Origin of the sequence: Streptomyces hawaiiensis (assembly GCF_004803895.1) — a bacterium.
Classification (GTDB): Bacteria; Actinomycetota; Actinomycetes; order Streptomycetales; family Streptomycetaceae; genus Streptomyces; species Streptomyces hawaiiensis.
In genome coordinates this window covers 7,412,882-7,435,948 of sequence record NZ_CP021978.1, presented here as the reverse complement: position 1 = coordinate 7,435,948, position 23,067 = coordinate 7,412,882, and the positions used below count along the sequence as shown (strand labels likewise).

Genomic DNA, 23,067 nt, shown 5'->3' with positions numbered 1-23,067 from the left:
GTGTCCCCTACCGACGCTCAGCCGCCCGTCGTCGGCCGTCGTCCGTCAGCGGTTCGCCTCTGCCGACACCACGCTGGCCCGCCACTCCGGGGCATCCGGTTCCTCGTGGAACTCCAGGAGGTGCTGGCCCGCGTGGCGGGCGAGGGCGTCGCGGACCTGGACCGGAGTGACGTGGAAGAACTCACGTCGTGCGTTGACCCTGTTGACCCTCCAGTCTTCGAACTCCCGGTGCAGGGCACGTTCCAGGCCGACGGCGTCGTCGCTGTAGATCAGCGCGTGCACGTCGAAGCGGAAGGGCACGGAGGCATCGCCGAGTTCGTTGACGCGGTCCATGGGGTCGAGGCGGCGGGTGAGGCCGATCTTGACCATGGACTCTCCGAAGGCGCCGACATTGGAGATGACGTACACGTATCCCGCGCGATTGTTGGCCTCCCGGCGGTTGATGGCCTCCTCCTCCGCGTCGATCTCGCCCAGCTTCCGCTCCAGTTCCTCGATCTGGGCGGGGTCCGCCTGGCCTGCGGAACGGGCCCGGTTCAGCGCCAGGACGAGGCGGTTGCGCTCCTTGTCGAGCCGGGCACGCTCGCGGGCGATCTCCCGCTCCAGGCGCTCCTCCTCGCGCTGCCGCGCCCGCTCCTCGCGACGCTGCTCCTTCTCCTCCTCGACCTTGGCCAAGTGGTCTGCGGTCAATTCCAGTTCGCGCACCCGCAGGCGGTGGTACTCGTCGGTCACCCGGATCTGCATTGTCTTGCCGAGCCGTGCGATGGTCTCCCGGGACTTCGCCAGCCGGTCGATGAGGGAAGCGAGGCGGTGGGGTTTCATGCCCCGTACGGCGGCGTCGGCCTCGGCGTTGTAGGCGCGCAGCATCAGCTTGGAGAAGTCACGCACCATGCGGCGTCCCTCGGCGGCAGATCCGTTGACGGTCCACTCGGTGACTCCGATGACGGCCCGCCCGTTCTTGGTGAGCACCTTGCACTGGTCCTTGATCCGGTCGAGTTCGGCCTTGTAGGCGACGGCGTCCGCGAGTGGGTGGCGGTACTCGTAGATGCCGGCCTCCTGCAGCAGCACCAGGTCGTCGGTGACGACCAGACCGCTTCTGGCCGCGACCAGGCGGCGCTCGGCCTCCTGGACCTGTACCTCCATCTCGTGCAGCCGCTGCCGGGTGCCGCCGAGCTCGATCTCGGCACGTTCGGCGGCCGCCTCCACTTTCGCGTCGAGGACGGCGTCGATGCGCTGGAGCTCGGTCAGGTGCTCGGTGTGGGTGCGGCGGAGGCGTTCGGTCTCGTGGACCAGGCGGGCCGCGTCCGCGCCGGCGAGGGCGGTCAGCTCGGCCAGCAGGCGCTGGTTCTCCGCCCGCAGGGCCTCGGCGTGGGCGGCCTGGGCGCGCAACTCGTCTTCCAGGCGGGCGGTTTCCGCCTCCGCTTCCCTCCGGCGGCGGCCGAAGAGACCTCCACCACCGCCGGAGGGCCTCGACGAGTGCTGCGGTGCGGGGACGGCCGGGGTGGTTGGCCCGGACTGCGCGGGGACGGGCGCAGGCGTGGAGCCCGTGAACGGTTGCGCGGGAACGGGGGCCGGTGCGGCGAGGTGCTGTCCCGGAGCAGGATGCGCAGCGACGCCGACCTGCTGGGCGTACCACTGTCGCCACTGCCGCAGGCGGTCGGCGAGGTTCGGGCCATCCCGCTTGTCCATGTTCTTGAACTCGGCCGCCCACCCGGCGACGGACAGGGTGAGCACTCCCTGGCCAAGTCCGCCCGCCCAGCGCAGGTCGGAGATCTCGCCGAGGGCGTGGGACACGAGCCGTTGGCCGGTCCAGCCCTGCGCCCGGAACAGCACACGGCGGTCGGTGAGGGCGAGCACTCCCATGACGCCGTCGTGGTGGGCGACGGCGAGGGCCTGAACGGTTTCGTCGGGCATCAGCACCTCGGGAAGGCTCTTCACGGAACCTTTGACCGGGAACCAGATGCCCTTGATCGCGGCTGCTGCCGCATCCACGTCGGGTCGGGAGGAATGTACGGACAACGGGGTCACTTTCTCTTGTCATTGTCATGCGTGGTCGGAGCACGGACGGTCCGCCGGGCACGCTGCCCCATATAAGGGGGATCGTGGCGGCGGCAGGTCATCCCTTGGCGCCGAGCACGCCCAGCGCCGCATGGAGGACCGGCTCGACGCGCAGGCGCGCGCCCTCCCGGTCCAGGGCCTGGAGTGCCTCCAGGCACGTCACAGCCCGTAGCGCCTCGTCGGGGGCCAGGCCCGCCATCTCAGCTGCGGTCACGGTGTAGGCATCGTCGTGCCATCCGGTGCCGAGCTGGTCGACGACGGCGAAGTAGCAGGCCTTGAGCGTGCCGCTCTCCAGCAAACCCACGGCCTCGACGAACTCTCCTGCGCCGCTGCTCTGTTCCAGCCAAGTCGTAAGACTCTGCAGCACTCTGTCCTGGTCGTGATGGTGCTCACGCAGTTCCAGGGCCTTGTCCAGCAGGAACGGCCAGCCTCCGGTCGCTGCCGCCAGACGGGCCAGGCGTTCGTCCGTCTCGCACAGGCTGTGCCGTTGCGTCCAGTCCTTCAGGCTTCGCGGGTCGTGCCGGCGCAACACCACCACGGTGTCGTGGTCGGTCTCGTCACCGGTGAGGAGGTCGGACCAGAAACCGAGCTGTCCCACCCCAGACACCAAGACGACGGACCTGGTGGCCTCGGCGGTGTCGGGCAGGACTGTCCTCGCCAGTTCGAGGGACTCCCGGCAGGGCTTCTCGTTGCCCCATGTGAGATCGCTGATGAGCAGCTGCCGTTCGCCGGCGCGGCCGGCCGCGAGCACCTTGCGGAAGGTGTTGGCGCTGCCGATCGGCGGCACCGACCAGCCGACGACCGTACCGGTCACCTCCCGCAGGGTCCGCTCCACGTCCGCGACGCCGGTCGCCTGTGTGCCGAGGACGACCCGGACCTGGTTGACGCCCTCCCCCAGCAGGTAGTCGATCTGGTTGACGGTGAGCGGGGCGGACCGGCCGTCGGAGAGGTCGGGCCGACTCTCCAGTACGACGGTCTCCTCCAACCGGGACTCCTTCTCCGCGCCGAGGAGCCGCGCCTCGATCTCCTGCGCGGTGCCGATCATGCGCAACGCGTTGGGGCCCCTCAGATGCCAGCCCTGCCCGTCGTTGTTTGGCGCCAGGACGCCGAGGCCGACCATCTCCTGCAGATAGGCGCGGAAGCCCTCACTGTCCAGCTGTTCGAAGCCTTGCGGCCACCATCCGGCGCACTCCTCCCGCAGCTCCCGGTCACTGAGCCGGGTCTCGAGACCGTTGTCCCGCGCGTGCTGGGCGAGGACGTTGGCGATGACGTGGTAGCGGTCGTCGAGGGCGAGGGTGTCCTTGAAGGCCGCAGTGATGTCCGAACGCAGCGAGGCGTCCTGTTCCACCGCGTCCACGTCGGACTCCTCGATCGTGTAGGGGGGCGGGGCGAGGGGAAGGCGTGTCCGCTTGTCCTGCATGACCTGCACCATCCGGCTGCCGAAGATCTGCAACAGGAACGGCTGGTACGAGCAGAAACCCAGCACCCGGTTCACGAGGTCGACGTCGGCGAACTCGAAGCCGAGAGCGCGCATCGGGTGCACGATCAGGTCGGCCGCGAACTGCGGAGCGAGCGGCCCGACGACCGTGGGGGTCTGTGCCAGGTGGCTGAACGGGCCGTTCCTGGCGAGCCGGGTGAAGCGCTGGACGGAGTGCAGGCCGGCGAAGACCACTTTGGCCCGGCCGCGGGAGTCCTCGCCCAGACCCCGCAGGCGGCGGGTCTCCGTGCACTCGGGCACGTCCGCCTCGAAGAAGCGGTCACACTCGTCGAGGAGGATGAGCAGCCGCCGGTCGGGGTCCTGTTCGAGCCATCGGGCGACGCCTCCGGTGACCCTCTGCCACGACTCCTGCTGCGGGCTGCGGCGACGTGGCTCCTCCAGGACGCCCTCCCTGGTGAGCTCCTGATCCAGGGTGGGCCAGATCGCTTCGGCGCCGAGCGCGGTTCCCCTGCCGATGCCGATCTTGTCCAGGTTGAGGTAGAGCTTGCGGTACGCCCCTGGGCGCTGTTCCTCGAAGCGGTCGCCCGCGTCGGCGAGTAGGGCGGACTTGCCGAGTCCCCGGCCTCCGTAGAGGATCTGGGTCCCCGCCGGGTCGTGGATGCTCTTGCGCTCGCGGTCCCGGCCGTAGAACATCTCCCGGCCGATCTGACCGCGCTTCTCCTTGATGTACGGGTTCACCGAGGAGAACGGCAACAGCGTTTCGGTCGCGGCGTCCACCCGCCGGTTGCCGTGAGCGGTGAGGTAGGCCAGCGCAGCGTCGTCGACCACCATGATTGGTTTGCTGTCCTGGGAGGCGACTGCCAGTTCGGTACGGATCCTGCTGTCCAGCGTTCCGAAGTGGACGACGAGCAGGCTGCTCTCGTCGGGGTCCTGGAGAATGCGGCTGATCAGCAACTTCGCTGCGGGCCGGCCCCAGATCAGTAGGGCGCGCAGCTTGCCTCCCCGGTCCTTGATCTGTGATCCGAAGGCTGGCGCCCAGGCACGGCCGGTGACGTGCACGTCAGCCAGCTCGAAAAAGCGGTAGTCCTTACCGCGCGGCAGGTCGTCCAGGGGCCGGGCCCGCCGCGCCTCGTATCCGAGCAGGGACAGGGCTGGGGTGAGACTCTCCCTCGGGTTGATCTTGATGCGGTCCTTGGTCGTGGCCAGCCTGCTCCACAGCTCCAGCGCCGCGGCTGCTCGTTCGGCCTCTTCCTCGGAAAGCGCGGCGTAGTTCAGCACCGCGTGGTCGCCGTACAGGCCCCGGGCACGGACGGCCTCGATCAACTCGGCGTCGATGCCGCCGGGCAGGGCGTCTGGCGCTGCGGGGAAGAACGCCTCCAGATGTGAGTCCTCGGACCTGATCTCCGGTACGGGCTCGCCCAGTTCGAGGAAGTAGACGAGTTCGGCCGCCGTGGCCAGGTTGTCGGTGTCCAGATTGCGCAGGACTCGTTCACGGTCCTCCGCGCTCACGTCCGTCAGCGCCGCCAGCCGGGCGCGTAGCCGGTCGGCCGCTTCCTTGCGGTAACGCGGCAGGAGTTCCTCGACCCGGTCGAGGTTGCGGCGCACTGCGGCCAGCTCGCGCGGCCCGTCGCTCTCCAGTTGCGCTCTGGCATCCGCCAGCAGCTCCTGGAGACTGACGTCCTGCTCGACGGTGAGCGCTTCGTCCGCCTGGGACCGGCGTAGTCGGGCCGCCAGTTCCCGCGCTTTCTCGACCAGTGCCGCGTGGCGCTCCCTCTCGGCCGCTGTGAGCTGGGCCCGACGGTCCTCGGAGAGGGTCAGCGTGCGGGCCGCGGGGAGCACGCCCAGGTCGGCGAGGTCCACGATGGTGCGGACCACGGCGAATCCGTCACGGCCGACCTGGAGGTCGATCGCCTCGTCCCAGGTACGGTCCACGGCCTCGATCAGGTCGCCCACGGTCCGCTTCTCACCCCGCGGTAGGTTCCGCCCTGCCTTGTACAGTTCGGCGTCCAGGACGTGCTGCACATCGGGGTCCAGCCCCGTCTCGACCGATGGGCTGTCGGCGTCCAGTCCGCCGAGGACCTCCGAGAAGAGGTCTCGCGAGACCGAGGCGGTGGCCTTCGCCAGGACGGCGGAACTGCGCTCTGCCGCGGTGAGGTCGGCCGCGACCCGTTCGCGGAGTCCGAGGAGGGAGAGCCGTAGGGATGCAACGGCTTGGAAGGCCCACGCGTTCTCCTCCGAACGACCCGCCTGCAGGTCACGCTTGACGACACGCCACTCCCGTACGGCGTCCCGCACACGCTCCACGTACTGGCGGACGTTGTTGCGGCCCGAGCCCTGGATGCCGCGTCCACCCGGGCTGCGCAGGGCGCCGTCCATCTCGTCGATGGCCGCCTCGATTTGTGCCCGCCGCGCGAGGCTCTCCAGCAGGCCGTCCGCACGCTTTTCGGCGTCCGGGGCGCCGCTCACAATCGCGGTCAGCACGCTGCCGAGGAGGCCCGTCGGAGCCAGCCAGCGCTGCACCATGGCACTTGCCCGCTGATAGCGCAGCCTCGGCGCGGTGAGCAGGGTCTGGCAACCCTCCACGGCAGCGCGGAGCTTGCTCTCCGTCTGGGAGACGTCCGCGATGACGGCATGGGGCGGCGCGATGAGGAGTGCGCCCTGGAGGGTACGCTCCGCCACCACGGTCGCCATCTCGTGCAGGGCGTCCGGCAGCTGCGGGGCGAGCTCCCTCAGCTGTGCCCCGACGACCGGTGCGCCCGTCACCAGGGCGGCGCGTACCAGGGTGGGCAACAGGAGCAGGGACAACCCTTCCCCGTCACTTCCCTCATGGGAGTCCCAGTCGTGCAGTGACTCCTCGATGAACTGGGCCGCGGCGCCGGTCCTGGAGTGCAGCAGCGTCGACGCAGCGGCCAGACGCAGTACGGCGGACTGGATTTTCGGGCGGTCAGCGGCCTGTGACAGATGGGCGGCGAGTCCGAAGCGCTTCTCGACGATGAGACGGGCGAGGATGGGGTCGATGTCATGCGGCCTCGTGTGGTCAGCTGTGCCGGCGCCGCCTTCGGCGGTCGCTGCAGGTTCCACTGTGGCCGTTCGCGACGGTTCAGTCTGCGACTCAGAGGGCTCTGCGGGAGAGGGACCGTGCTCGACCGGAGCGGGCTCGGGAACGTGATGTGCTGCCGCTGAGTGCGCACCGGGGACACCGTCCGATGCGGCGGACTCCTCAGCCTCTACTCGGACATCGGTGCTTTCCCAGCTCTCCTGGCCCTTGATGAGCTCCTCGGTCTGGGCTGGAACCGTGGCATCCGTCTCCGTCGTCAGGGTGATCTGCTGGTAAAGGACAGCGGCTACGGCGTACGGAGGATGCGCCACCGACAGTTGCTGCTGGGCGTCGATGATCGCCTGCTGGGATTCGTTCTGCTCCCCCAGCTCGACAAGCCGCACCAGCAAGGAGAGGAAGTGCGCACAAGTTTCATCCTGCGCGTCCCACCGCTGCTTCGCGAGCAATCCCTCCGCACGCTGTCGGGCATCCGCGATCACCTCGGCCACCGCACTGTCCGGGGAGCAGCCAAGGGCCAGCACCGTCGTCATGACGCGACGGGTCCGGTCCTCCCTCTCCTTACGTTCCGCTGCCGTACGAAACTCGTCGATCGCGGTGAGAACGTCGGTGAGGCGGTCGGCGACGCCGGTGACCCCGATCGCGGAGAGCATGGCCTGCGTGCGGACGAATGCCGGAGAGACAGCCGCGAGCTGTGCCAGGTCGGTGTCGACGGGTGGGCACCCGGCCAGCAGGGCAAGTCGCACGCGGTCGGCGGCCTCGAGCGCCTCGTCAAGGACGCACTTGAGCTCCCCCTCGGCCGACATGAGACTCTCGGGAGAGGGCCGCTCATCGCAGGGCTGTTGTTCCTGCTCCGCGATGGGTTTGGCAGGTTTCCGCCCTGATTCGCCGAGGGGTTGCCGGGGGGCTGGGACGGCCGTCGTCTGCCTCGCGTCCTCGGCTCCTGTGCCCTCGTGCGGCGCAACGTGGTGGTCGAAGCCAGGAGTCCCGTCGATCACCCGTTGCGCCGCCTTGTACACCGCGTCGCGGGCGGCCTCGGACGCCTGGATGCCGAACCAGTCGTGATCCGCGGCCCACAGCAGCAATCGGGCGTCGTATACCGATGCCTGGAGGTGAGAGAACAGCGCCAGACGCAGCAGACGTGCCCCCCAACGCTCCATGAGCCCAGTGCCGGAGCGGGGGGAAGCGGCCTCCCCGACCACGCGGTCGATGTCCTGCATGATGCGTGCGGTGAGATGCGATACGGCGTGCCTGCGGTCCCGGGCCGACTCCATCCGCTGCAACCGCTTGAGTACCTGCTCGCTCAGCACATGACCGAAGCGCCGCGGCTCAACCTTGCGGAAGCCGAGGCCCCCCATGATGGTCTGACGGTCCTTGGGACCAAGGGAGTTGAGCGCGAGCTCCGTTTCCCCGACGGTGAGTTCGTCGATGGAGTCCAAGACCGAGCCGAACTCGCTGAGCGCGACGGCCAGGTCCTTGAGCAGGTCGACAGGGGTACCGGGAGGGGAGAACGGTGGTTCAGCAACCACGGGATAGCTGGCGGTCATTCGGTCCCGATCTCTTGTGCGTGGCGCGTTGCGCGGTGCGGGAAGGGCCGCACGCGGTTGCGCGGCCCGACGGGCGGAGTGGTCAGCGACGGCGGGCGTGCGCGGTGACGAAGGTGTAGCCGTGGGGCAGCTCCCAGCCGTCGGCCTTCCCGACATGGCGGCAGTGCTCGCGGTAGGCGGCACGTTGCGCGCCGGTCGGCTCGTGGCCTGCGGGCAGCCGCCGCAGGAAGCCGTGGACGAAGTGCTCCCTCCCCTTGTTCTGCGGAAGGGCGCCGGCTCCCGGGCCCGGCCGTGGCACCACCACAGGGTTCGGTGCATAGCCGATCAGGGCGATCGCGGACTCGCCGTCACGTGCGGGGTGGTGGGGCTCGCCGTCCGCGCCGCGGCTGCCCGTGGCCGCGTACAGGTGTCGCTCTGCGAGAAGTTCGTCCACGGCCTGTTCCAGTGCGGTGACCTGGTGCGGGGCCGGGGTCGTATCGTAGATGCCCCTGGGAAGTGCGGTGCGGTCAAGCAGGGCGTGACCGTCGGGCGTGAGTCGGCCGAAGCGTCGTACGGCGCGCAGCACGAGGCGTCGGGTGTCCAGCCCGGCGGACGAATCACCGTCCCGGCTGCTGCCGGGAGCGCCTTCCCGGGTGAGGACCGAGGAGTCGTAGCGGTGGGTGACGAGCTGCCCGTCGATGTCGACGGGTTCTTCCAGTTCGACCGTGTAGAGCCGGAAGACCGTGCCACCGCGCGGCCACTGGATGTGGAGGCGGAGTCCAGGGAAAAAGTCGATGGGCCACTGGACGTTGCAAAGCATGCCGGTTTCCTCGGTCAGGTCCAGAACGACCTCCTGGACCTCTTCGGACACGTCGGCCATTCCTCCCGGGTGGCTGAGTTCCAGCCTCACTGGGACGGTGTCCATGCCGAGATGGCCCAGCCCGTCCCGGACCATCCTGCTCAACGGCAGTCTGTCTTCCATGAGGTGGGCGAGGCGCAATGGGACCTGCCAGCAGACCTCGCTGTCGTTGATCCTGAGATAGTTCGGCAGGCCGATCCCCTCGTGATCGGCGAGCGGGGTGTCGGCCGGACAAGCGTCAGCGGGCTGCTCCGCTTCGGGCGCGCGCTGCTGGACGATCACGGCGGCCCGGGACTCGGGCGGGTTCACCGTGTCCCGCCAGCCGCGCCCCGCCGGGCTCAGCGGGTCGCTGTCGTCAGCCTCCTGCGAACCCGGGTGGTGGGATCGCCAGATGCCGCCGCTCTCGAAGTCGTCGTCCAGGGTGATCCGTACGTCGCTTTCGGGGCGCAGGCCGTTATCCGTGTCTCCGCGGACGAAGTCCGTGACCGCGAGATTGGCGCGACACACCGAGACCGCGTACGCGACGCCGGTCAGCAGCGGCTCGGCGCCGTCCACGCCGCGCAGCCAGGGTCCGATCGCGGTGTAGACGGTGCGGGAGCTGTTCAGACCATGGCGCCGGCGGGTGTCTGGGACGGCTCCGCGTTCGAGGGAGCCGGCGAGGGCGTGCAGGTCCGCACCGCCCAGCGGCCCGTCGTGGCACAGGCCGGCTCCGATATGGCTGCGGGTCAGCGCGTAGTGGCCCCAGCTCCGCAGGGCGGCGCTGGTGCGCAGGGCATGATCGACCGCGTCCATCAGCCCCAGGAGGGCGTCCTGCATCCGCTCTTCCCCGCTGCCACCGGCCAGGTGGGCGACGGACACGGGGACGAGAGGGCTCATCAGGGATTCCCTTTGGTCAGTGAGCAGGTTGTGCACGAAGGCCGTCGTGTCGTCGAGCCCGGCCGCCGGTGCGGAGACGTACCGGGCGTCCACGACGACATGTCCGTCCTTGTTGAGCCACTTCTGTCGCGCGCGGAACCGCTTGAGCTTGGCCTCACTGAGCTGGAGCGCGGGGCCGAAGGCGGTGAGGTCGGGGACGAGGAGTTCCCGGCGCACGGCATTCGTCGCTTCCTGCTGTACGCCGGGTCCCTGCGCACCGGCTGGGGCCCCGGACGCCCAGGCCGGTACCGAGACGCCTTCCTCGACGCCGGGGTGCCGGCCTTCCTTGTAGACGATCTCGGCGTACAGCGGGTCGGAGCCCGTCTCGATCCGCACCAGTGCTCCGACGGGAAGGGCCGATACCTCGTCCCCGAGGGTGAGGGAGGGGAAGGCATCGAGGTCGAAGGGGCCGTTGCCGTAGCCCTCGCCGCCGAGTTCGTAGCCGAAGTAGGCTGCGTTGAAGGCGACCGCTGTGTGTACCGGGCACCGGCGGTCGGCGACGACCGCCTCCAGGTAGCAGCGGAGCCGGTCCATCTCCTCGGGGGGTGTGCTCCGGTGCCCCCCGGTCATGGCGGGAGTGAGCACGGGCTCGTGGTCGTACGGCCGCCAGACGTCCGTTCCGGCTGTGGTCATCGTGGTCACGCCCCGTTCTCCTTCCGCGCTGATCCGTTCCCCGCGTGGAGTGCCGGGCGGGCCGCGCGCCAGAGGCCGTCGTGGCCCTCGACGGCGACTGCGCCGGCGGCCAGCCTCTTCAAGCTTTCGCCGACCGCGTGATAGGGAAGGTCGGCGCGGCCTCCGAAGTGGCGGCTGTCCCGTATCGCCCGCGGCAGGGGGATCATCTTTTGGCTCCTCGGGTTGTAGGAGGATTCGTCGCCGCGCAGCGCGTGCCAGAGCCGGCGCGGATGCACCCCCTGCGGCTGGAGCTGCAGCAGCCGATGGAGCTGGAGGTCAACACGCTGGTCCCTCAGCGAGGTGTCCATGCGGCCGCCGTCGCGCGGACGTGGGCTGTGGAACGCCTCGGCGACGGCGGGGCGCCGTTCCTCCACAGGCCAGCGGCCGGTGTCCCAGCAGGCGGAGCAGCGGCAGCTGACTGTGGTGCAGCAGCTCTCGGGTGGTTCGGTGATGCCGAAGTAGTCGGCGAAGACCCGCTGGGCGCAGACCGTGGTCGAGTCGAAGAAGTTCTTCAATCTGGCCAGTTCCTCCGAGGCTCGACGGCCCCGTCGGCCGAGCAGCGGAAAGAAGCCATCGGGCAGGGTGCGGGCGCGCACGGCAAGTCCGGTGACCAGGCGGCGGCTGGGGGCCGCCGAGACGTCCAGGAGCCCGCGGTCGTGCAGGTCGGCGAGGAGTTCCCAGGTGGCCGCGGGACCGTCGGTGACCGCGCGGTAGCCGGGGCAGTGGTCGGCGAGTTCCTGGTCGAGGAGCCGGACGTCGACGTTCCTGGGGCTGTCCCAGGAGAGAACGGTTTCGATGACGGTCTGCTCGGTCCGTGCGAGTTCGGCTTCCTCTGCTGTGGACTCCTCGGCAGGGGTTCCGGTCTGCTCTGTGCCGTACCGCGTCGACCGCAGGTCGCCGGGCTTGACCGCGCAGTACGGCGGGTGGTCACCGAGGTCCTCTACGGCTCCGAGGTCGGCGAGCGCGCTGAAAACCCGCATGATGCCGCCCTGGTAGCGCTCCTGCGTGTGCCGGTCCTCCAGCTCTGACTCATTCAGCACGCCGGTCGCCGCGTCCTCGGCCATGAGGACGTCGGCCAGTCGCACCGGGTCGAGTGTTCCGTGGTTCTGTGCGAGCACCAGGGCGCCCATGCGCCGCAGCAGGGAAGGGGCCAGTTCCTGGCCGGTCATGAAGCGGACCATGCGCAGTCCCCGGCTCGTGGCAAGGGCAAGGCCGCTGTTGACGGGCCCTTCATCACTCGTCCCCCGGCCCGCGCTGTCGCGTCCGGCCCGCCCGATCTGCTGGTACAGCGCTGCCAGGTCGGTGGGCGGCGACACACACATCACGGTGCGCACATCGGGCCGGTTTACGCCGAGCCCGAACGCGGAAGTGGCGACGATGACGACCGGCGCGAAGTTGTCGTCGCCCTCGCGCGGCGCCTCCCGGAACTCCGTCATGACGGCCGCCTTCTCCGCCTCCGTCAGGCGGCCGTGGAACCGCAGCACGCGGATGCCTGCGTCACCGACGTACTCACGCAGGTGTGTGTAGAGGGTGTTGACCTCTTTGACGGTGAGGCAGTACAGGATGGCGTGGCCGACGAGCGCGTCGACCACGCGCTCCACCAGCCCTGCCACGCCGCCCTGCCCCAGTCGGTCGAGCGAGCGGCGAAAGACGGCGAGTTCGGGCCGGATCGGGTTCTCCCGCACGGTCACGAGCCCGCCGACGACGCTGGGGCGTTCCGCTTCGGCGTCAGCCTCGGCCGAACCGGGCTCGGGCACCTCGGCGGGCAAGGCAAACAGCCCCTCGCGCAGGGCCTCGTGGACGGCGCGGTTGGCGGTGGCTGTCACCGCGGTGACGGCCACACCGTGTGCGCGGCGCAGTTCGTCCAGGAACCGGCTGACCCGGCGCATGCTCGGCCGGAAGTCCTCCCACTGCGCCAGTGTGTGGGCCTCGTCGACGGCGATCCGGGTCACCCGGCCCGCCGCTGCGGCTGCTCTTACGGTCTCGCGGAAGCGCCGCTGGCAGAGGCGTTCCGGGCTGACGTAGACCAGGCGGATGCCGTGGTCGGCCCGGCCGAGGAGCTGGTCCGTCACTTCCGTCTTGCCGGCCCTGCTGCTGGACTCCCGCAGCGGGGAGATCAGCGCGCGGACCGCTCCGCCGATGGACCGGTTGAGTTCTAATGCTTGGTCGTGCATGAGGGCGACGAGCGGGCTGACGACGACGGTGACGCCGGGTAGGACCAACGCGGGCAGCTGGAAGGTGAAGCTCTTGCCGAAGCCGGTGGGCAGCAGTCCGAGTACGTTGCGGCCCTCGGCAGCGGCGGTGATGACGGTCTGCTGGGCCGGTTTAAGGGCCACGGATTCGTCGGAGAGCCCCAGCAGGCCGCCGATGTGTGCGGAGCGTTCCCTGACCTCCTCGGCGAGGAGGCCCTTTTCCCGCAGCTTCCGTGTCTCCTCGGGAGTCAGCGCCAGTTCGCGGATGCGCCGGGTGTGCGGCAGGAGGGTGTGCCGTTCGAGGGCTTCGTCGGTGCACAGTTCGACGGCGCGGGCCGGGTCCAGGACTCCTTGGTCGGCCATGAACTCCCAGATGCTGCGCCATCCTTCGGCCATGGTGGTGACGTTGCCACCGCCGATGTCACCGGTGTCCGGGTCGGGGCGTTCCAGTCCGTCGCCGAGACTGCCGAGGAAGGCACGCCGGTAGGAGCGGCGCAGGCTGCTCTGTCCCGCGAGTTTGCGGTCACTGATGACGACGACGCCGCGGTGCCGGTCGGACCGGATGAGCCGGCCGACCGCCTGGCGGAGCTGGAGAGCGGCGAGCGGCAGGTAGTAGTGCTCGGTGGCGGCACCGTCCGGGTCGGGGTGGCCGGCGTGCTCGGCACGTTCGGCGACGGCAGCGCGCCGGGCTTCCACGATCGGGGCGGCGAAGGGCGCGAAGGGCAGTTTGTTGATCCAGACGAGACGCAACCGCTCGGCGTCGGAGACATCGACGCCCTGCCAGAGGCCTTTTGTGCCGACGAGGAAGCCCCCGCCGTCCCGCCGGTCGGTGAATGCCTGGTAGGCGCGGCCGTTTCCCAGGGTGAGCGCCTCGACGACCGGGCTGTCCAGGCCGCGGGAGCGCAGTTCCTCCACGAGGTGGAACCCGATGCCCGCTGCGGTCGAACGGGCGGTGGTGAGGATCATGCCACCACCGTCGAACCCGTTTCCATCGGAGCGGGCACGTGTCATCTCCGTGGCGAATCCGGCCACTTGGTGAGCGACGGTGCGCAGGGCGCCCTCCTCCTGTTCGGCCCAGGACGGGAAGTCGGAAAAGCACACCACTTCGGCCTGGTTCCGCAGGTTGAACGGGGAGGGCAAGGCCAGAGCCGGCAGGCCCTCCGGCAGCCCCAGCCGGCTGCGTACGAAGTCCCACTCCCCCGCCACACGGAGGGTTGCGGAGACGTAGTGGACGCGGTCGAACGACTCCAAGTAGCGCCGCCACTCCGGATCCGCGGGCAGGTCGACGGGGCTGGTGGCGATACGGAAGCGGTAAGAGCGCAGCTCTGCCTTGGGTTCGGCCAGTTCCTCCAAGTGGATGACCCGCGAGGGGAGAGCTTCGTCCAGCGTGACAGCGGGGTCGAGGAAGGCTCTGATGTCGGAGGTGACGCGGTCGAGAGCCGTGATGAGGGAGTCGGTGCGGGATGCCAGCGCGTTCAGTCGTTCCTCGACCAGCGGGTCGATGTGGGCGGCGTGCTGGACGACGTACCGTTCTAGTGTGATGCGGCAGGCCACGAGCGCTTTGGCGATACGGTCCAGGAACAGCGACAGCCGCCGGGTGTCCCGGGTGCCGGAGGTGCCGGTGTAGGGGCTGGCGAGCGTGGTCGCCCGGTTGCCGATCCGTACGCCCACTCCTTTGGCCTGCGCGTCGAAGGCCTGCGCCGCCATCCGGGGAAGCCGTTCGTCGTCGAGTAGCCGTTCCAGGTCGGCGATCGCGGAGGCGGCCCGGTCCTGTGCCGGGCCCGGGTGCGCTTCCGCGATCCAGGCCTGATGTTCCGACAGCACCGCTTCCAGGTCCTGGTAGTCGACGGCCACGGTCAGCGCGGACGTGGCGGCGTTCTCCAGCTCGTGCGACTCGTCGATCACGAGGAGCACCTCTGGTCCGACGGCACGCAGGTCGTCCAGGTGGGAGAGGACGAGCACGTGGTTGGCAAGGATGAGGCGATGGCTGCCGATGGCCTCGCGGACCGTGTCGGTGTGCACGGTGAGAGGGTTGCCCGTACCGGGACCGTAGTCGCCGTCGCGCTGAGACAGTGACTCCAGCCAGAAGGAAAGGCCGGGGCCCATGTAGTCGGTGAAGAAGGCGGGCAGGTCGACCGGGTCGACGGACTTCGCCGCCCAGGACTGCGGCGGCTCCTTCGCCGCGAGCAGGCGCAGGGCGAGGAAGACGGCGAGCTCGCGGAAGCGGAGTCCCTGCGACCAGCGTGCACGGCCGCGTGCCGTGCTCCTGGAGCGGCGCCCGCGCGAGGCTTCGGCGAGGGTCTTCGTGAGAGCCGCGAGGGAGAGCCGGTTGGACTTGCCCTTGACCAGGTCGGCGATGCCGAGGACGCCGGGCAAGGCGCGCTCCAGATCCTGGATGTCCTTGGCCATCTGGCTCTGCAACTGCTTGGTGTAGGTGGCGATGACCGCCGTACGGTCAGCGCCACCGGCGAGCCAGTCGAGCGCGGCGGCGAGCACCGCGTAGCTCTTGCCAGTGCCGGTGGGTGCTTCCAGCAGTCCGCTGACGCCTTGGTCGGTCCAGTCGTGCAGCGTCGCGGTCATCCTCTGCTGGGCGGGCCGCGGTTCGACCCGGGGGCCGTGCACGACGCGGGCGAGAGAGGTCGGATCGACCCGGCCGTCGGCGCCGCGGAGCTCGTCCGGAACAACGACGGCGCCACGGCCCGGTGTCTTGCCGTCAGACTTCCGGCGCGGTGGGTGCTGACTGAACTCGTCACCCAGCAGACGGGCAACGTGCGCCTGCTCCCACAGGAGCGGTACCCGTTCGGCGGCCCTCTCCCCCTCGGCGAGTTCCCGCAGCAGCCGCCACGCGTCGGAGTCGGGGCAGACGTCGGCGACGAGTTCGCGCAACCCGTGGGTCCTGTCGGCGAACTCGGCGGCGGCCCGCTCCAGCAGGCGGACGAGGAGGGCCGTATCACCGTCCGCGGTGTGGGCACGCAGGTCCGTCCTGTGTAAACCGAGCTGCCGCGTCAGGTCCTGAAGCCGGTGGGAAGGGGCTGTGGGCCACAGGGCATGGGCGAGATACAGAGCATCGACGGGGCGTACGGCGGCGAGCGGGTCGCTGCTACCGGCTTCCTTCGCCGCCTCAGTGACGACGGGGAAGTCCAGCCCTGTGCCGTTGTAGGCGACGACGATGTGGGCGTCGGCGAGGAAGGCGCACAGCTCCGTCCATGCCTGCCGCGCGGGGATCCCCCGTTCGAGCACCGCGTCCCGCACAGCCCCGTCGCGCAGCTCGTCGCTGTCCCCAGGGAATCTGAGGTACCGCTGCCAGCGAGGCGCTGCCGCCACCCATTGCAGGTCGGCGCCGAATCTGACGGCTGCCACTTCATAGACGCGACGTTCCACGTAGGGTGCGGTCCGAGTGGTGCGTACCACGCTCTCGATGTCGAGCGCGACGGCCCGCAGAGCAGACGGACTGGGCGGCGACGCACCGTCACAAAACTTCCTGTCACTCGCCGACGCCTCCTCAGATAACCGTGACTCCGACGGAACAGCGGGCATGAGACGACCGTCCGAAGCGATCAACAAACCTCCGTCAACCGCTTCGGTGACCAGCTTGGCCAACCGTTGCTCCGGCAGCCTCTTGAACTGCCGAGTCGCCTCCACGACAAGGTCCCGCTCAGAGATTCCGGACGGGAAGGCGCGGACCAGGTCTGCGATCTTCCGCGCCGCGACAGAGACCACCTGCTCGTCGGCCATGAAATACCCCCCTACGCACGGCCCCCGGCCGGCGTTAAATCACCGCAGCGCCTCTGGTGACCTCGGCAACTCCTCCCCAGGAGAGCCGAGGCACATGCTCGAGGCATCAGCTATGGCATGCGCGTCCAACAGCACGAAAGGCTTGACCCTGACGGGCCTGGGATCCATCGCTCCGGGGAGCGCCACTGTACGCCCGTCGCCGCTCGCAGTGCTCCCATCATAGCCAACTTTGGAAATTTTTGGGATAACAGGGAAGACAATGGATTGAGTACTGACCTATCGGAGGCGCTGGCCTTCTCCGCAGCCCCCTTGAGGCTCGCGGGAGTCGAGCTCTCCGGAGCGGTAAGTGTCGGCGACAGCCCTGCGCCACGGGCTGACTCGAAACTGAAGTCGTCGACGTCACGCCGCGGCCCACCAGTCGTTGACAGAGAGACAGCCTTGACACCCAGCTTTCGTGTCAGGGAAGAAGCGAATCCAAGGCGACACCTGTCATCCCGGCTACCGCTCCGACGCAGCGAAGGGCAGCGTGGTCGGCAGCTGTGGTCTGAATGAGCGTGGTACGTACGCGCGAGCGTGGGAAGAGGAGCGGAAGTGGCGGCACCACACCTACATGCGAAGCGGACCTTCGCGCGAGTACCTACGGAAATCCCTGTCGTCATACCCCGTGCCCGCCGACTTCCTGTCGTCCCGCAGCCGGTCATCGGCGAGTCCTTCCCTTCCTGGGTAGATCGTGTTGCGGAAACGCTGAGCGTTCCCCCGGCCAGGCCGCGCACGCGCTGGGCTTGGAGTGTGCCGAAAGCGCGGCAATCAGTCGGCCGGTGTTCTTCGGGGTCGCCCTTACCTCCAGGAGCCTCTTCGCCCTGCGCGACGCAACGGGGTTGCCGGTCCAAGTGCTTCAAGCCGAGGTGGCCTCATTCAGCGCCCAGCCCTTCACCATCGACGGCCACGATGGGGATGGCGCCTGGGTGCACACCCCTGATCTCTTCGCTCGCCGGAGCGACGGCTCGGTGCTGCTGCTGGACGTGAAGGGCAACGGGCGTCTGACCGTGCCCACCGTTGTCTGCCAGGCCCGGCGGACGGCCGACCTGTGCCGGCGGATCGGATGGGACTACGCCATGGTGGGCGAACCCGATGCGCTGCGCTGGGCCACCGTCTCCTGGCTCGCCGGATACCGCCGCCCCCTGCGAGCCGGGAAGGAACTGGCCGATCGCCTGCTAGTACTCGCCCAAAAAGCCGTCGTCATCGGTGACTTGGTGAACTTCCAGCCCATCCCCGAACTGGCGCGGTCCGTGATCTACCACCTCATGTGGCACCACCAGCTCGTCTTCGATCAGACCCGTCCGCTGCGCGATCACACCTGTGTGCGAGCCAAAGACCCGGGGCGTGTTGCATGAGCAGTCAACGGCTCGCCGTCACCGACTGGATTGAGTTCGAGGAGGAACGGCACCAAGTCGCCGGGCTCGACGGTGTAACCGTGCGTCTGCGCTCAGAGAACGGCCGCATCCAGACCATCATGCTCACCGCCCTTCTGGCCGACACCAGCTTCCGTGCGGCAGTCGAACCGCCGCCCACAACACTGGAGGACGCCGGTGCCGACCTCGATCCGGCGGGTGTCCTGGAAGGTCTGGACGAAGCTGTGAAGGAAGCTGCGCTCAAGCTGGAGGCCCACCTGCTGGAGGCCATGACGGGTTACCGCTCCGGCGACCCGCTCAGCGCGGCGACGGACGAACCCCTCCCGCAATACGACCCGGTCCTCCCTCAAGTCGTCCGTGTCCACGCCAAGGCTCAGGAGTTGGGCGTGACGGACCGGTGGCTGTGGAAGCTGTGGGCACGGCGCGCGGAGAACGGCCTGTGGGGCCTCGTCGACAAGCGCAAAGCCCGCGTCCGCAACCCCCTGAGAAACCTCGATCCACGTGTGATCCAGGCCATCCGTGACCAGGCAGCCGCCGAGCGCACCGACAGCTCCGCGACCATCGGCACCCGCTTCTATCGCCGTACCCAGAACCGTCTGGATGCCGACCACGGTTCCGGCGCCGTGCCGCTGCCGAGTCGGGACACCTTCCGGCGCGCGGTCGCCTACCTGCTGGACACCAGCCCCTCTGCCCCGGCCTACCAGCGGGCCTCGGCCGCCAATCAGCCCGACCGGCCCTTTGGCAACGTCATCGCCACCCGCCCCGGCGAAGTCGTCATGCTCGACACCACCCCGCTCGACGTTCTCGCCTACGACCCCGGCACCACGAGCACGATCCGCGTGGAACTCACCGTCGCCCTCGACGTGGCCACCCGCTCCGTCCTGTCCTGGCGGCTTACCCCCGAGGGCACCAAGGCCATCGACATCGGCCTGTTGCTGGCCGACGTCATGACGCCGGAAATGATGCGCCCCGGCTGGTCCGACGCCCTGGGCTACCAGATGCTCCGCGTCCCCTACGAGCGGCTGATGACCGTGGACGAGCGCCTGTCAGAGGCCGCCGCCCGGCCGGTCATCTGCCCCGAGACGCTGCTGTACGACCACGGCAAGCCTTACAAGTCCGACGTCGTCTGGCGCGCCTGCACCCGCTGGAAGATCGACCTTCAGGACGCGCGCAAGCTCAAGCCCACTGACAAACCGCACGTGGAGAGGCTCTTCAAGACCATCCGCGAGCAGTTCGCCGAACACGTCGCCGGCTACAAGGGCTTCAACGTCGCACACCGGGGCCGCACCGCCGAGGAGCAGGCGCGGTGGACCATCGACGAACTCACCGAGTTCTTCGCCGAGTACGTCATCGCCGTATACCAACGCAAGCATCATCGCGGGCTCATCCTGCACGGGTTCCCGGACCTGCGCGTCTCCCCGAACGAGGCGTACGCCATGGCGCTCGGCTCGGCCGGCTACGTGGACTGCCCCCGCGAAACCACCGTGTACTTCGAGCTGCTGCCGATCGCCAGACGCGTCATCCACCCCTACGGCGTCGAACTGAACAACCTGACGTACAACGCCGACATCCTGTACCGGTACCGGAAAGCCAAGGCCCCCTACCCCGACGAGCTGTGGCCCATCCGCTATGACCCGCGGAACCTGTTGCACGCCTACTTCCTCGATCCCACCGACGGCCGCTGGCACGTCCTGCGCTGGACCCATGCGCTCGGAGAGCACCAGCCGTTCACCGACATCACTCTTCGTGAGGCGAAACGGCTCATCGCCCTGCGCGGCCGCAAACCCGAGGACCAGGCAGCGGTGGCCCAGGCGCTGACCGACCTACAGAACCGCACGGACGCGCTCGAGACCTGGACAGCTGCCGACCGCAAGCGTCACACGCGGGACGAACACAAAGGCTCGGCGCAGCACCGCGACCTGCAGCGCGGCGACCCTCCGGTGAATAGTCACCCTCCGCTGACGGTCGTACCTGACGCACCAGACGAGGACGTAGAGCCCGGCGAATGGGGCGACCTCGACCTGAGCAAGGTCACGGCCGCAGAGGTCTGGGACCCTGACGCGATCTAGGAGCCTATGTGAGCAGTTTCCGACACCCTGGCCTAGCCGAACCCCGCACCAAGGAGGAATGGCGGCGCTACCGCGACAGCCGGCCCCCCGAGCGTCCCATCATGCCGCCGTACGAGGACTACCTGAAACTGCCGACCGACGACAGGGACGATCTCAACGAAATCCGCGACGTCTATCACAGTGCACTCGCGATCATCGATACCTCCCAGGTCAAACGACTGCACTACATCATGGAGCGCAGGATGAAGGCCAACGCCAGGCGGGCTGCGGGGGCCAGAGCCGGTCTTGTCTTCGACGGCCCGCCCACCGTCGGCAAGTCCACCCTCGTCAAACTGTTTGCCGCCCGCTACGAGAAGCGATTGCGCCGCAAAAACCCGGATAAATTCCGGGACGGCTACGAATCCAACGGGATGCTCATCGACTACACGCCCGTCGTCTACCTCAGCATCCCGGCCAGAGCCACGCCCAAGGACCTTTCGGTGCTGCTGGCCGACTACCTCGGCATGGTGCAGCGCGGCCGGGGCACCCAGACGGACATCACCAACCACGTGCTCTCCGTCTTGTCGGACGTCGGCACGGAGCTCGTGATCATTGACGACGTGCATTTCCTGGACTTGTCCGCAAAAGAGGGACGAGTGGTCAACGACCACTTGAAGTACATCGCCAACGAGACCGCGGCAACGTTCGTCTACACCGGCGTCAACCTCAAGAAGTCCGGCCTCTTCCTCGAAGGCCAGGCCGACTCGCGTGCCACTCAGACCTCAGGGCGCTACACCCTCCACGCGGTCCGCAAGTTTGGATGCACGACCGCCCAGGACAAGCTCGAATGGGCGCAGACTGTCAGGGCCCTGGAAGACACCCTGGCGCTCTACCGCCACAGGCCCGGCCAACTAGTGAAACTGTCCCCGTACCTCTACGACCGGACAGACGGCAGTATCTGCGCCCTTACCGATCTGATCCGGGAGTCCGCGATCGAGGCCGTCATGAGCGAAGAGGAAGTGATCACGCGCAAGCTCATGGAACGCGTCGAGATCAGCGAATACGCCCAGGCCACATACCGGCAGGTCGTCCGCCAACGCCGCAAGACGGCGCCGGCGCGGACGAAGACGGCCGCGAGCTGATCGCGGCCCCACGACGGACGCCACAATCCGACTTCCATGGCTGGCATGCCGAGCGCAACCGCATCGAATGAGCTCAGCCCTACGACGGCACCTGCCGCGGAAGTCCCCCGACCTCGCCGGATGCCACGCGTACCTCTTCCAGTGCCGGGAGAGTCTTTCTCCAGCTGGGTGGACGCCGTCGCTCGGGACAGCCGCTGCCATCCCCGCCGTCTGCTGACCCTGGGATGGCAGCTCCGCATGCCATCGTCCCGGTCCGTGTCCGGAGTGGAGACCACGCTAAGTGGCGCGGAGCTTCGACAGATCCATCTCGCCACCGGTGTTCCTGAGAAAGCTCTGGAAGAGATGCGCCTGAGCCGCTTCTTCGACGGACCGATACCTGCCTTCGCAGATGAGCCGGCCCCGTGGCAAGCGGAAGCCCTCCGTGCCATCAGCACCTGTTTCATCCTGCGCGATCACTCCCGCTGGTGCCCGTTGTGTATTGCGGAGAACAGTGGACGCTGGTACTTGCGATGGAAGCTGGCATGGTCCTACGCCTGCCTGAATCACAACGTCTTCCTGTCCGCCACCTGCCCAGCCTGTCATGAACCCCAAGAACGGTTCGGGGTAGAGGCGGCGGACCGACGCCTCTTCTGCGCAAAGACCCGCCGTGTCATGTCCACGAGGGGCCGTGGCGTCCGTTGCAGCCACCCGCTCACCGAGGTCCCCACAACGCCTGTGACCGACCCTGTCCTACTCGACACGCAGAAGTGGATTGACTACGGCTTCGGACACGGTGCGTCCGCGCAACCTGGCGGCAAGTCGGCGCGGATGCTGTTCCGCTTCCCGCTCCTCGCGGATCTTGTCCTCAGACTTCGTTCACCGGAGTTATTTCAAGGCGCGGACCCCGCCATCGCCAGCGCAGCCGCAGAGAACATCGCCCCCTATAGCCTCTACGGTCTTGGAACCACGGCTCACAGTGACTCCGCTAACCCGCTGTTGATCGCAGGTGCGATCCATCTAGGGCTCCAGCTCGTCACTGGAGGCGACTACCGCGCCAAAGCTGAAAGGTTCGCCGAACTCGCGCAGCGAAGGATCAGAGACCTCCCACGCTCGTGGCCTGTCGATCCGCCGGACGTGTCACTGGCGCAAAGCCAAATGATGCCTCCCACTCTCTTCAGAGCCCTCGTTGGGCGAGGCCTGTTACGCGACGGCCTGACCTGGTACACGGCTGCGCACTGAACTGATCGTTGCGCAGATCAGCGGTCACGGATGCGCGGAAAAGAGTTCAATCCCCAGGTCACGCCCTCGGCGACTGAACTCTTTCCCATCGTCCGACAGCAGCGGCAGCGGGGGGCACGCCGGCCGGTTCGCGCCGGTCGGCGTTCTCCTGCGGCAGCAGCAACTCCTCGTATCGGCCCAGCACCAGCACCACTCCGAGCATGAGCAGCGGGATGAGCACAGCGAGTATCGCCATGACGGGTCCTTCCCCAGAGAGGTGTGGGGGGTGTGATCCGGGTCTCCCGCAGAACATGGCGCAAACCAGCGCGGACGGCGGCGATCGTGCCCACGGAACCTGTGTCGGCCTCCGGTGTACGGGTACGCGGTGCGGGCCCCCGAACGTCTGGAGGGAGACATGCAGCGAGGAAGCGACCGGCTGAGCGTCCACCGGGACGACGAGATGAAGCACGAACTGCAGGGTCTGCTCAGGTCCGGGCACCCCACGCGCAGCGAGGAGTGGCACGACCCGGAGCCGGCCGCCGAGGACGACCCCGAGGTCGCGCACGGGCCGGTGACGCCGAGCCGTGCGCCGACGTCCCTGGAGTCGGTGCGGCTGGAGCTGGCCCGGATCCTGGGCCGCAGGGCGTTCCCCGCGAGTCCGCGCGAGCTGGCCCGCGAACTGCGCGGCCACCAGGCACCCGACGCACTGGTCGAGGCCCTGGAGGGACTGCCGCGCCAGGAGCGCTACGGCAACGTCCAGGAGCTGGCCCAGGCCCTGATCCGGGCCCGTGAGACCGGGCCGGAGGAGTACGCGTAGGGAC

General features: G+C 68.6%; 10 protein-coding genes. 5 read left to right on the top strand and 5 right to left on the bottom strand.

All coding sequences use genetic code 11. The features are described 5' to 3' along the window. Positions 1–45: 45 nt before the first annotated feature. The 4 genes from CEB94_RS34025 to CEB94_RS34010 form a co-directional block, all read right to left on the bottom strand. On the bottom strand, positions 46–1,989 hold the full coding sequence (locus tag CEB94_RS34025) for an SNIPE associated domain-containing protein (protein ID WP_175435787.1): 1,944 nt from the start codon (positions 1,987–1,989) through the stop codon (positions 46–48). 124 nt (positions 1,990–2,113) lie between these two features. Then, the gene (locus CEB94_RS34020) at positions 2,114–8,077 is read right to left on the bottom strand and encodes a hypothetical protein (protein ID WP_175435786.1); all 5,964 of its coding nucleotides are present in this window, start codon (positions 8,075–8,077) and stop codon (positions 2,114–2,116) included. 100 nt (positions 8,078–8,177) lie between these two features. Continuing rightward, the gene (locus tag CEB94_RS34015) at positions 8,178–10,481 is read right to left on the bottom strand and encodes a hypothetical protein (RefSeq protein ID WP_246112212.1); all 2,304 of its coding nucleotides are present in this window, start codon (positions 10,479–10,481) and stop codon (positions 8,178–8,180) included. A gap of 5 nt (positions 10,482–10,486) precedes the next feature. Then, positions 10,487–16,072: a DEAD/DEAH box helicase gene (locus tag CEB94_RS34010; protein ID WP_175435785.1), complete on the bottom strand. Its 5,586-nt coding sequence runs from the start codon at positions 16,070–16,072 to the stop codon at positions 10,487–10,489. Between the two features lie 1,193 nt (positions 16,073–17,265). On the opposite strand from CEB94_RS34010, the gene CEB94_RS34005 reads away from it, so the two are divergent. The 4 genes from CEB94_RS34005 (at position 17,266) to CEB94_RS33990 (ending at position 22,267) form a co-directional block, all read left to right on the top strand. Beyond that, the gene (locus CEB94_RS34005) at positions 17,266–17,841 is read left to right on the top strand and encodes a TnsA-like heteromeric transposase endonuclease subunit (protein ID WP_175435784.1); all 576 of its coding nucleotides are present in this window, start codon (positions 17,266–17,268) and stop codon (positions 17,839–17,841) included. Next, positions 17,838–19,928, top strand: coding sequence for a Mu transposase C-terminal domain-containing protein (locus tag CEB94_RS34000; protein WP_175435783.1), 2,091 nt, complete (start codon positions 17,838–17,840; stop codon positions 19,926–19,928). The genes CEB94_RS34005 and CEB94_RS34000 overlap by 4 nt, the downstream gene beginning before the upstream one ends. Before the next feature lie 101 nt (positions 19,929–20,029). Further along, positions 20,030–21,049 (top strand): TniB family NTP-binding protein, encoded by a 1,020-nt coding sequence (locus CEB94_RS33995; RefSeq protein WP_175435782.1) that lies wholly within the window; start codon positions 20,030–20,032, stop codon positions 21,047–21,049. A 36-nt stretch (positions 21,050–21,085) separates the two neighbouring features. Further along, positions 21,086–22,267: a TniQ family protein gene (locus tag CEB94_RS33990; protein WP_342790263.1), complete on the top strand. Its 1,182-nt coding sequence runs from the start codon at positions 21,086–21,088 to the stop codon at positions 22,265–22,267. A 58-nt stretch (positions 22,268–22,325) separates the two neighbouring features. Here CEB94_RS33990 and CEB94_RS33985 read toward each other — a convergent pair whose 3' ends face one another. Next, positions 22,326–22,502 carry a hypothetical protein gene (locus CEB94_RS33985; RefSeq protein WP_175435780.1) on the bottom strand — a complete coding sequence of 59 codons (177 nt, stop codon included), beginning with the start codon at positions 22,500–22,502 and terminating at the stop codon, positions 22,326–22,328. Positions 22,503–22,661: 159 nt separating this feature from the next. Here CEB94_RS33985 and CEB94_RS33980 point away from each other — a divergent pair, with 159 nt between their 5' ends. Continuing rightward, positions 22,662–23,063, top strand: coding sequence for a DUF2795 domain-containing protein (locus CEB94_RS33980; RefSeq protein WP_175435779.1), 402 nt, complete (start codon positions 22,662–22,664; stop codon positions 23,061–23,063). The last annotated feature ends 4 nt before the right edge of the window (positions 23,064–23,067 follow it).